A 10,535-nucleotide genomic window follows, 5' to 3' on the forward strand; every position below is an offset into this window, starting at 1 on the left:
CGTCGCGTCCCACCAGGCGCAACGCATCGGCGAGCTGCTACGCGAGGAGGACGTCGCCGCCGACATCATCGAGGAGCTTGCGAAGTCGCCGCCCGCGAGCGTGACGCTGGTCAAGGGATCGCCTGCCGAGGGCTTCGCGACGCCGGGGCTGACGCTGCTCACGGACGCCGAGGTCTTCGGGTTCACCAAGCAGCGCCGTGTGATGCGCCGTCGTCCCATCAAGCGCGAGGCGTTTCTGGCCGAGCTGAAGCTGAACGAGTACGTGGTGCACGTGGAGCACGGCATCGGCCGCTTCGTGGGCACGCTCCGGCGTCCTTCCGTGGAAGGACAGGAGCGGGAGTTCCTGGTGCTTGAATACGCCGAGAGCGACAAGCTCTATGTGCCCACGGAGCACATTGACCGCGTCGCGCCATACGTCGCTCCCGGCGAGGCGTCGCCTTCCCTGTCGCGGCTGGGGAGCGCCGAATGGGAGCGGACCAAGCAGCGGGTCAAGGAGTCGGCCAGGGAGGTGGCGAAGGACCTGCTGGCCGTCTATGCCGCGCGGGAGATCGCGCCCGGCCACGCCTATCCGCCGGACACCCCCTGGCAGCAGGAGATGGAGGCCGCCTTTCCCTACGTGGAGACCGCCGACCAGGCCGTCACCATACAGGAGGTCAAGGCGGACATGGAGAAGCCGCGGCCCATGGACCGACTGGTCTGCGGCGACGTGGGCTTTGGGAAGACGGAGGTGGCCGTGCGCGCCGCGTTCAAGGCGGTGATGGACGGAAAGCAGGTGGCGCTGCTGGTGCCCACCACCGTCCTGGCCGAGCAGCACTTCAACACCTTCCGACAGCGCATGGCGGCCTTCCCCATCCGCGTCGAGATGCTCTCCCGCTTCCGCTCGGACAAGGAGCAGAACGATGTGGTGCGGCGACTCAAGGCGGGCGATGTGGACATCGTCATCGGGACGCACCGCCTGCTTCAGAAGGACGTGGAGTTCAAGGAGCTGGGGCTGGTCATCATTGACGAGGAGCAGCGTTTCGGCGTGCTCCACAAGGAGCGGCTCAAGCGAATGCGCGCCACGGTGGACGTGCTCACACTTTCGGCCACGCCTATACCGCGCACTCTGCACATGTCGCTGGCGGGCGTCCGCGACCTCTCGACCATCCAGACTCCGCCGGAGGAGCGCCTGCCCATCAAGACCTACGTGGTGGACGACAGCGACGACGTCGTCCGCGAGGCGGTCCTGCGCGAGATGGACCGGGGCGGGCAGGTCTTCTTTCTACATAACCGCGTCCACAACATCGAGTTCATCGCGGAGCGGGTCCGGAAGCTGGTGCCGGAGGCGTCGGTAGCCGTGGCGCACGGCCAGATGGACGAGCACGATCTGGAGCGGGTGATGCTGGACTTCTATAACGGTGCGTATGACGTGCTGGTCTGCACCACTATCATCGAATCCGGCCTGGACATTCCCAACGTGAATACGCTCATCGTGCAGGACGCGCATACGTTCGGCCTGTCCCAACTCCACCAGTTGCGAGGACGTGTGGGCCGGGGCGCCGCGCGCGCCTATGCGTACTTTCTGACGCCGCCTGGCATGCGCCTCACCGAGACGGCGGACAGGCGCCTCGCCACCATCATGGAGGCCACTGAGCTGGGCGCGGGCTTCCGCATCGCCATGAAGGACCTAGAAATACGCGGCGCCGGGAACCTGCTGGGTGCGGAGCAGAGTGGGCAGATCAACTCGGTGGGATTCGACCTGTACTCGCGTCTGCTTGAGGAGGCGGTGCGCGAGCTGAAGGCGCAGCAGTATGTGGACAAGGGCGAGCGCCCGCCCGTCGAGCTGCTGCCGCAGGCGCCCCTGCCGGAGGTGGCGATGGACCTGCCCCTGGCCGCCCACATCCCGGAAAGCTACGTGCCGGATGTGGCCGCCCGCCTGGGACTGTACGGAAAGCTGGTGCGCGCCCGCAGCGAAGAGGACATGGAGGACGTGCGGCAGGAGATGACGGACCGCTTCGGCCCGCCGCCCGCCGAGATACAGGACCTGCTGTACGTGGTGCGTATCAGGCTGCTGGCCGGTCGGGCAGGGGTGCAGGCGGTGTCACGTCAGAATGGGAGCATCGTGGTGCAGTTCCGGAACGGGGTGCAGCCGGACAAGGCGTTCCTCGAAAAGGCGTACGGGACGTGGGTGCAGGTGGGCTTCAACCAGGTGCGGCTGGACTTGAACAAGCTCGGCGACAGGTGGCGCAAGGTGCTGGCCTCGGTGCTGAGCGCGATGGGGATGGAGTGAGCGCAAGGGCAATCGCGTCTTAATGCGAGCGTTCATTCCCGTCCGTCCCAAGAGACTGTGAAGAAATGCTGGGGAAAGCCCGCTGGTTCACCACCGTCATTCCGGCGGAGAGCTTGCCCCGTACCCGATACGGGGCCGGAATCCAGTGTCACCCGTCGCGGGCGAGCTTGTGTCTCTGGGCTCCGGCCCACGGCCTTCGCCGGGGCAGGCTTTTCGCCGGAGCGACGAAGGGACGCCCCCTTTGTGGTTTGCCGTGTCCATAAGTAAGAAGGACTTAGACGCGATTGCCCTGGAGTGAGCACGAGTCATCTTGCATCATCTTCCGCGCCGCGCGATAATAGAAGTTGGAATTTACTACTTTCTAAATTGAGGTAATGTTGTATGGTGCAGACCGCAAAACGCCGCAAGATCGTCCGCCCTCTGCCCAAGGGGCAGATGACCATCCCCGCCGCGTTCCGCGAGGCGCTGGGCATCGGCCCGGACACGCTCCTCAGCGTCACGCTCGTGGACGACTGCTTGGAGGTCCGTCCCGTCCGATCAGATGAGGAGTCGGTGCGCCTGTATACGGACGAGGATATTCAGCGGTTGCTTGAGGAAGATAAGCTCGATCCCCGAACGGCCGCGCGCATCAGGGCGCTTCTGCGCAAGGGCAAGCTGTAGATGCCGCGTGAGCGGACGCGCGTCTTCCTGGACGCGAGCATTCTCGTAGCGGCTGCCAAATCGCCCTCGGGCGGCTCGTCTGTCGCTCTTGAGGTCTGCCAGAGCCGACATTACCGTGCGATTGTCTCGCTGCGGGTCCTGCTGGAAGCGCGGAAGAACATCATGGAGAAGTTCGGCGAGGCGGAACATGTCCGTTACTATAAACTCCTCGCCGCGCTTGACCCGGAGATATGCGTTCCCGCGCCGCGGCACGAGATGGAACGCTGCGCGCTCCTCATATCGCCCAAAGATGCGCATGTGCTCGCCTCAGCCCTCGCGTCGCACAGCGTCGTCCTGCTGACCCTCGACCGTCGGCACTTCATGACCGCTGTGATCCAGAACGCCCGCCTGCCGCTGGTGATCATGACTCCGGGCGATTTCCTGAAGCAACTGCTTGCCTGAATGCACGTGCGTGGCGGTCTTTACAAGAGTCGCTACGCTATGGTCTGTCATTCCGAGAGAAAGCGAGGAATCTCCCCGCGGGGGCGCACTGCGGGGGAGACCCCTCGCTCCGCTCGGGGCGACAACTGAGTCGTCGCCCAGCCCTCTCCTGCCTCGCTTGTCGAGGTAGTGAAGCGGTTATCTAGGGTCATGGTAACCCGGCGACAGGTGGCGGAAGGTGCTGGCCTCCGTGCTGAGCGCGATGGGGATGGAGTAGCGGGGCCTCGCCGCGCTCTACTGCCTGACCGCGCGAATCTCCAGCACCGTCAGCGGCGCGTGGTGCGCGCGGACGCCCTCCACCTCGAACCCGGCCATGCGCACCGTCTCCAGCGTGCGGCGGTCCAGATGACACCCGTGCGCGAACCGCTTCCAGAGCGGCGTCAGACCGTCCTGCAACCGCCCAAAGGCGTTCTCCCATCGAACGTGTTCCAGCAACAGGAGTCGCCCGCCGGGTCGCAGCACCCGCCGCACCTCGCCGAGCGCTAGCAGCGGCTCCGCGACGGTGCAGAAGACGAGCGTGCCGACTGCTACGTCGAACGACGCGTCGGCGAAGGGCAGCGCCTGCGCGTCGGCCATCAGGAGTTGGACGGGAACAGGCGCCTTGTTCAGGTGCTTGCGTGCCTGTCGCGCCATGCTGTCATCGTACTCGGTCGCGACGACATGCGCCTGTGGTGGATATAGCGGCAGGTTCGCGCCGGTCCCCGCGCCGACCTCTAGCACGCGACCGTGCGCCGCGGAGAGCAGGCGTCTCCGCATACGCCGGAGGCCCATCGCTTCCCACGGCGCGGTGCAGATGTCATAGAGAGCGGCGAACGTGCGACTCATGGCCTTGGCGGCCTCCCGCGCCCCCCGTTGTTACCGTTCCAGAGTCGCCACGCACTCCACGTGGTACGTCTGGGGAAACAGGTCAATCGGCTGGACTTCGGTCAGACGGTAGCCGCCGTCGCACAGGACCCGCAGGTCGCGCCCCAGCGCGGAGGGGTCGCACGACACGTACACGACCTTCGGAGGAGCCAGGGCGATGAGCGCCGCCAACGCCTGGGGATGGCACCCGACGCGCGGCGGGTCCATGATGACGGCGTCGGGCCGCTCGGTGAGCTTCGATAGTGCAGCCTCGGTTTTCGCCTCCACGAACTCGATGTTCCTTATCCCTCGGGCGTTCGCCTTCGCGTCCTTCACCGCCGACGGCGACTCCTCGACGGCGACGACCTTGCGGGCCTTCCCCGCCAGCAGAATGGCGAAGGTGCCGACGCCCGCGTAGGCGTCCACCACGTACTCCCGGCCGGTCAGCCCCAGCCGCTCCTCAATCAGCCGCACCATGCGCTCCGCCTGGGCGATGTTGACCTGAAAGAAGGACGAAGATGCAACGCGGAAGCGGCGCCCCAGTATCTCGTCCTCGTAGTGCATCTGGCCCGAAGGCAACGGGATGGACGACTCCTTCAGGGTCGGCTGGATGAGCAGCGAGCCTGTCGTGACGCCTGAGCGGATGGAGAGTTGCGTCGTCTCGGCGCAGCGGTCCTGAAGCTGGGCGAGGGCCAGGTTGATGGACTCGTGCATGAGCATGCACCGGTCAATGCGCACCCACCGACGCGTCTCCTTGTGCACAAAGCCCAGCGCCCCCCGCCCTGCGGGGCTGATGGTGAAGCGCGCGTGGTTGCGGTAGCCCCACGGCTCGCCCGGGATGGTCGGCCTCACCGGCGCGTCCTCGAAGTTGCCGAAGCGGCGCAACTGCTCCACCACCAGGGTACGCTTCATCTCAAGTTGACGCTCGTACGCGATGTGCTGCCACTGGCAGCCGCTGCACGGGCCGTAGTAGGGGCAGGGCGCGGTCACGCGGTGCGGTGACGGCTTCAGTATCCCAATCGCCTCCGCAGCGACATGGTGTCGCCGCCGACGAAGCACCCGCGCGACGACCTCCTCGCCGGGGATGGCGTTCGCCACGAAGACGGGCGTATCGTCCAGGCTGGCCTGGGCCTCGCCCATGAACCCCATTTCCTCTATGGTGAGGCGGACGGTGTCGCCTTGCTGCGGTTGTTTCTGGTCGTCGGGCATAAAGCTCGTTGCTCTTTCTAGCTAGTGCGGTTTCTGCGAAACCATACCAGGGAGGTTCAGGAGGGCGAAGCCCTTCTGACGGGGGTTGGGGGGGTGTCCCCCCGCCTCACCTTATATCGGGAGGGGTGGGGACACCCCTACGACCCCGGCGGGCCGCAGGGTGGCCCTGCGCGCTCGCGGCTTTCCGGAGCAATTCTGACTCGGGACACTGGGTTATGATACCATGCGACGCAGTCCGTCATGGCGCGGATACGGTCGGCTTGACATCCAGCGTCGGTTCGGGACAATACCCTTAGGTTACGAACGCCCATGGACATTATCTTCCACAACGTCCGCGCCCTGACCAACGACCGCCGTCGGCCTCTGGCGACGCTGGTGGCCGTCCAGGGGGAGCGCATCGCCTACGTGGGCGAGACCGCCGACCTGGACGGGCTGCGCCAGCCGGGGACGCGCGTCGTTGACGGCGCGGGCCTGGGCCTTGTCCCCGGATTCATTGACGCGCACACGCATCTCTTCGCCTACGCGGCGCACCTGCTGAGCGTGGACTGCTCCCCCGCGGCGGTGCTCTCCATTCCGGAACTGCAAGCGGCTGTCCGTCGTCGCGCCGCTGAGACTCCATCCGGCCAGTGGGTGCGGGCAGTCGGCTACAACGAGTTCTACCTTGCCGAACGACGCCATCCCACGCGATGGGACCTGGACGAGGCCGCGCCGGAGCACCCCGTTCGGCTGGCGCACCGGTCGGGACATGCCGTCGTCCTGAACAGTCGCGGCTTGCGGGCGGTCGGCATCTCGCTGGAGACGCCCGATCCGCCGGAGGGGCTGATTGACCGGGCGGCGCCTTCCGGCGAGCCGACGGGCATTCTGTACGACGCGGACGCCTATCTGAAGGAGCGCGTGCCGCGGTTGACCGACGCGGAGTTGAGCGACGGCGTGCGCCGGGCTATGCGTTTGTACCTGTCGCAGGGCTATACATCGCTGCAGGACGCGACGTACCACAACGGCCCCGACGACTGGCGGACGATGCAACGCCTGTCGGCCAGTGGCGAGCTGCCTCTGCGCGTCACCATGATGGCGGATGGCCGCCAGATAGACGCCTTTCTATGGGCGGGCCTCTCCTTCCGCGCGGGGGACAATCGGCTGCGCTTGGGGGCCGCAAAGATCATGCTGCAGGAGGCGACGGGAGCGCTGTACCCGTCCGCCGAGGAGCTGCGTGATCTGGTCCTGCGGCTGTACCGCCTGCGCTGGCAGGTGGCGGTCCACGCGGTGGAGGAGCGGCCCATCGCTGCGGTGGCGGACGCCTTTGCGGCGGCTTTCGCCTCCATCCCCGGCGCCAGCGACAGGCGCCTGCGCGTCGAGCACTGCTCGCTGTGCCCGCCGGAGCTGCTGGAGCGCCTCGTGGGGCGTGATGTTGTGGTCGTGACCCAGCCCGCGTTCATCCACCACAGCGGTGAGCGGTATCTGGCCGAGGTCCCCGCCGACAAGCACGCCTGGCTCTATCGGTGCAAGTCGTTCGTGGGCGCGCGGCTGCGCCCCGCCGCGGGGTCGGACGCGCCGGTCGCGCCCCCCAGCGCGCTGCTGGGCATGTCGGCGGCGGTGACCCGACGCGCCGCCAGCGGGCAAGCGGTTGCGCCGGAGGAGACGATAACCGTCCAGGAAGCCCTGGAGATGCACACGCGGGCCGCCGCCTACGCCGCCTTCGAGGAGAAGGAGCGAGGGGCCATCATGCCCGGCATGTTCGCCGACCTGGTGCTGCTCTCCGCCGACCCGACGTCCGTGGACGCGGACGCCATTAAGGACATTCGGGTGCACATGACGATGATTGGCGGGAAGGTGGCGTGGGAGGGTTAACCCTGACCTGGGCTAGGGCTTGTTCCGAAATCAGCTTGCAACCCCCGAATAAATTCGGGGGCACTGATGCCCCGCAATTCATTGCGGGGTGAACAGATGACTTCCGGAATAGCTCCTAGGGCAATCGCTGGCTCGACGCCACGTCGTTGGCGCAGAGCTTCCACGCGCCGTTTTCCTTCACGAACGAATAGATATGCCGGGCGCGCGTGTCCTGAAAGTCCGGCCCTGAGACCTTTTTGAGCGTCTGCGTTACTTCCACTTTCGCCTTGTCCGCCCCGATCTCCACGACCCGGACGCTCTCGATATCCACCCTCACCGCGTAGGTGGCCCAGAGCTTCTCCAGCCGGCCCATGTCAAAGAGATAGGAGGGAGAGCCGCACGCCGCCGACGACATGAGCGTCAGCCCGCGGCTGTCCTTCTGCGTGACGTAGCGCGCGCCCTGGGCGACAAGTGCCTGAAGCGCGTCGGTGTCACTGACGGGCTGGGCGGGGGCACAGGAAGCGAGGAGAAGCAAACACAAGAGCAATAAGAGGATGAAGGGGCGTGGTCGCGGCGGGCGCATCAGCGGTCGGGGCAATGCCGAGTCTCCTACTTCCTGCGGACGAGCACGTAGTCGGCCAGCATCAGCAGCGAGCGTCGGGCGGGGATGTCCGACAGGGGCGCAAGGGCCTCGCGGGCGCGCGTCACGTATTCCTCCGCCACGCGATAGCAGTCCGGGATGATGCCCGATGTGGCGACGGCCTGGAGCGCCCGCTTCACGTTGGCTTCTCTGTCCTGGTTCTGACAGATAGCCGGAATGGGGTTGGCGTCCGGTTGCCGCTCCATGAGCATGATGGCGGGAAGGGTGAGGGTGCCTTGCAGCAGGTCGCCGCCCACGGGCTTGCCCACCTCGGCTGCGTCGCCCTCGTAGTCCAGGATGTCGTCCACAATCTGAAAGGCCATGCCCAAGTTGTGGCCGTACCCGCGGAAGGCCTGCACTGTGGACTCCGGCGCGCCGCTGAGGAGGGCGCCGTTCTCCGCGCCCATCGCGAAGAGCGACGCCGTCTTGTCCGCTATCCGCTGCCAGTAGTTCTCCGACGCCTGGCGCCATTCGAAGGCGGTCGCGATCTCCCGAAGCTCGCCGCTGGACAGGGCCATGATCGCCTCCGAGAAGCGGCGTACGGCGCGCACGTTGCCGGTGTCGCTGACGAAGGTGGCCGACCGGGCGAAGACGTAGTCGCCCACCAGCACGGCCTCTCGTTTGCTGAAGAGATTGCTGATGGTTGGCTGACCGCGCCGGATAGGCGCGTCGTCCACCGTGTCGTCGTGGATGAGGCTGGCGATGTGCAACAGCTCCGTGGCTGTGGCCATGAGCACGGGGTTAAGGGAGTCTCGTTCGTGGAAATGGGAGGCCAGCAGAGTGATGGCCGGGCGGACGCGTTTGCCCTGGGCAAGGATGGACTTCTCCAGAAGCCGGGACAGATGGGGGAAACCTTCTTGCGCGACCTTGCGGAGGTTGTCTTCCACCTGCGCCAGATCGCTTCTGATTGGCTCGTAAAAGGCGTGCTTGTCAACGTTGGCGCGGGAGTCGGAGAGGGCCATCACTTCTGTCCCGCCGACGTTGCCTGGCGCAGCCGCTGGACCTCCTCCTCAATCATGCTGTCCTCCAGCTTGGTGAACAGAGGCTTCGGCGTGGCGAGTGTCTGCCCCGCGGCGGGCTTGTGGAAGGCCCATCCCGCGCTCTCAACGGCGCCCTGGTTGCCCAGCGACTCGTGCAGCGTTTGGGAGCTGAAGGGGAGGAAGGGGTACAGGGCTGTCTTCAGGCAGGAGATCACTGCCATGGAAGTCCAGAGGGCGCGCGCGGCGGCCTGGCGGTTTTGCTTGATGGCGCGCCAGGGCGCGGTCTCGTCCACGTAGCGGTTCGCGTCCTGCGCCAGCCCCATTGCGGCGCCGATGGCTGCCTTGAAATGACAGTTGCGCAGATGGCGCTCCACGGCTTGAAACGCATCCTCAGCTTTGGCCAGAATGGCCCTGGCGGGCGCGTCCAGCTCACCCGGGTCGGGGACCGCGCCGTTGAAGTTGCGGTAGGTAAACGTAAGAATGCGGTGCGCCAGATTGCCGTAGGTGGCCACCAGTTCGTCGTTGTTGCGGCGCAGGTATTCGCGCCACGAGAAGTCCGCGTCTGACGACTCCGGCATGCCCGCCGAGAGGTAGTACCGGAGCGGGTCCGCCGGGAAGCGGGCCAGGTAGTCCGGCAGCCAGACCGCCCAGTTGCGGCTGGTGGAGATCTTCTGGGCCTCCAGCGTCAGGAACTCGTTGGCGGGCACGTCATAGGGCAGGTTCAGTCCGCCGTAGCCCATCAGCATGGCGGGCCAGATGATTGTGTGGAAGGGTATATTGTCCTTGCCGATAAAGTAATAGGATCGGCAGTCCTTGCTCTGCCAGTAGTCCTTCCACCTGTCCGGCTGGCCGCCTTTCTGCGACCATTCCTTGCTGGCGGAGAGATAGCCGCACACCGCCTCAAACCACACGTAGATGCGCTTGTGCTCGAAGCCGGGCGCGGGCACCGTCACGCCCCATTCGATGTCGCGGGTGATGGCCCTGTCGTTCAGCCCGCCCGCGATGAAGTTTGTGCTGAAGTTGAGCACATTGGAGCGCCAGTGAGACTGCTGCTTGACCCAGGCGAGGAGGCGGTCCTGGAAGGCGCTCAGCTTCAGGAAATAGTGCTCGGAGTCGCGGATCCCCGGAGTGGCGCCGCAGAGCTTGCACCGGGCGCCCACGAGGTCGATGGGGTTCAGCGTCCGCCCGCACTTGTCGCACTGGTCGCCGCGGGCGCTCTCGTAGCGGCAGTGAGGGCACGTCCCTTCCACATAGCGGTCGGGAAGGAACCGCGCCTCCTTCGGGCAGTAGGGGAGGGACTGGCTGCCTTTGTAGATATAGCCCTGCTCAAGGAGGGAAAGAAATATCTCGTGGACGGTCTGGGTGTGATTCTGCGTGCCAGTGGACGTGTAGAGGTCGAAGTTGATGCCCAGCTTCCGCCACGATTCCACGAACTCGCCGTGATACTTGGCGACTACCTTGTCGGGAGTGGTGCCTTCCTGCTCGGCGCGGACGGTGATGGGCGTGCCGTGCTGGTCGCTGCCGGAGACCATCAGCACTTCGTGGCCGGCGGCGCGGTGATAGCGGGCGAAGATATCGGCCGGCAGGTAAGCGCCCACGATCTGGCCGATGTGCAGCGAGCCGTTGC

At 66.0% G+C, this 10,535-nt stretch carries 9 protein-coding genes; 4 read left to right on the forward strand and 5 right to left on the reverse strand.

The genetic code is table 11. The features are described 5' to 3' along the window. From mfd to Q7T26_10665, 3 genes are all read left to right on the forward strand, one after another. The coding region (gene mfd, locus Q7T26_10655; GenBank protein MDO8532602.1) for a transcription-repair coupling factor at positions 1 to 2,269 on the forward strand (2,269 nt) is incomplete at its 5' end. Between the two features lie 381 nt (positions 2,270 to 2,650). After that, entirely contained in the window at positions 2,651 to 2,929 is a 279-nt protein-coding gene (locus Q7T26_10660; protein ID MDO8532603.1) for an AbrB/MazE/SpoVT family DNA-binding domain-containing protein, read from the forward strand. Next, positions 2,930 to 3,370 (forward strand): PIN domain-containing protein, encoded by a 441-nt coding sequence (locus Q7T26_10665; protein ID MDO8532604.1) that lies wholly within the window; start codon positions 2,930 to 2,932, stop codon positions 3,368 to 3,370. A gap of 273 nt (positions 3,371 to 3,643) precedes the next feature. On the opposite strand, the gene Q7T26_10670 is transcribed toward Q7T26_10665, so the two are convergent. Next, positions 3,644 to 4,234 (reverse strand): class I SAM-dependent methyltransferase, encoded by a 591-nt coding sequence (locus tag Q7T26_10670; protein ID MDO8532605.1) that lies wholly within the window; start codon positions 4,232 to 4,234, stop codon positions 3,644 to 3,646. A gap of 30 nt (positions 4,235 to 4,264) precedes the next feature. Next, positions 4,265 to 5,461: a 23S rRNA (uracil(1939)-C(5))-methyltransferase RlmD gene (rlmD, locus tag Q7T26_10675; protein ID MDO8532606.1), complete on the reverse strand. Its 1,197-nt coding sequence runs from the start codon at positions 5,459 to 5,461 to the stop codon at positions 4,265 to 4,267. A gap of 309 nt (positions 5,462 to 5,770) precedes the next feature. On the opposite strand from rlmD, the gene Q7T26_10680 reads away from it, so the two are divergent. Next, positions 5,771 to 7,309: an amidohydrolase gene (locus Q7T26_10680; GenBank protein MDO8532607.1), complete on the forward strand. Its 1,539-nt coding sequence runs from the start codon at positions 5,771 to 5,773 to the stop codon at positions 7,307 to 7,309. A gap of 115 nt (positions 7,310 to 7,424) precedes the next feature. On the opposite strand, the gene Q7T26_10685 is transcribed toward Q7T26_10680, so the two are convergent. Genes Q7T26_10685 through metG form a run of 3 tightly spaced genes read right to left on the reverse strand, consistent with a single transcriptional unit; the run spans position 7,425 to position 10,524 of the window. Further along, positions 7,425 to 7,886, reverse strand: a complete 462-nt coding sequence (locus Q7T26_10685) for a hypothetical protein (GenBank protein MDO8532608.1) — start codon at positions 7,884 to 7,886, stop codon at positions 7,425 to 7,427. 11 nt (positions 7,887 to 7,897) lie between these two features. Further along, a complete protein-coding gene (locus Q7T26_10690; protein ID MDO8532609.1) occupies positions 7,898 to 8,890 on the reverse strand; it encodes a polyprenyl synthetase family protein in 993 nt (330 codons plus the stop codon). Further along, the gene (metG, locus tag Q7T26_10695; GenBank protein MDO8532610.1) at positions 8,890 to 10,524 is read right to left on the reverse strand and encodes a methionine--tRNA ligase; all 1,635 of its coding nucleotides are present in this window, start codon (positions 10,522 to 10,524) and stop codon (positions 8,890 to 8,892) included. The genes Q7T26_10690 and metG overlap by 1 nt, the downstream gene beginning before the upstream one ends. Between the last annotated feature and the right edge of the window lie 11 nt (positions 10,525 to 10,535).

It is taken from the genome of Dehalococcoidia bacterium (genome assembly GCA_030648205.1).
Lineage (GTDB): Bacteria > Chloroflexota > Dehalococcoidia > JAUSIH01 > JAUSIH01 > JAUSIH01.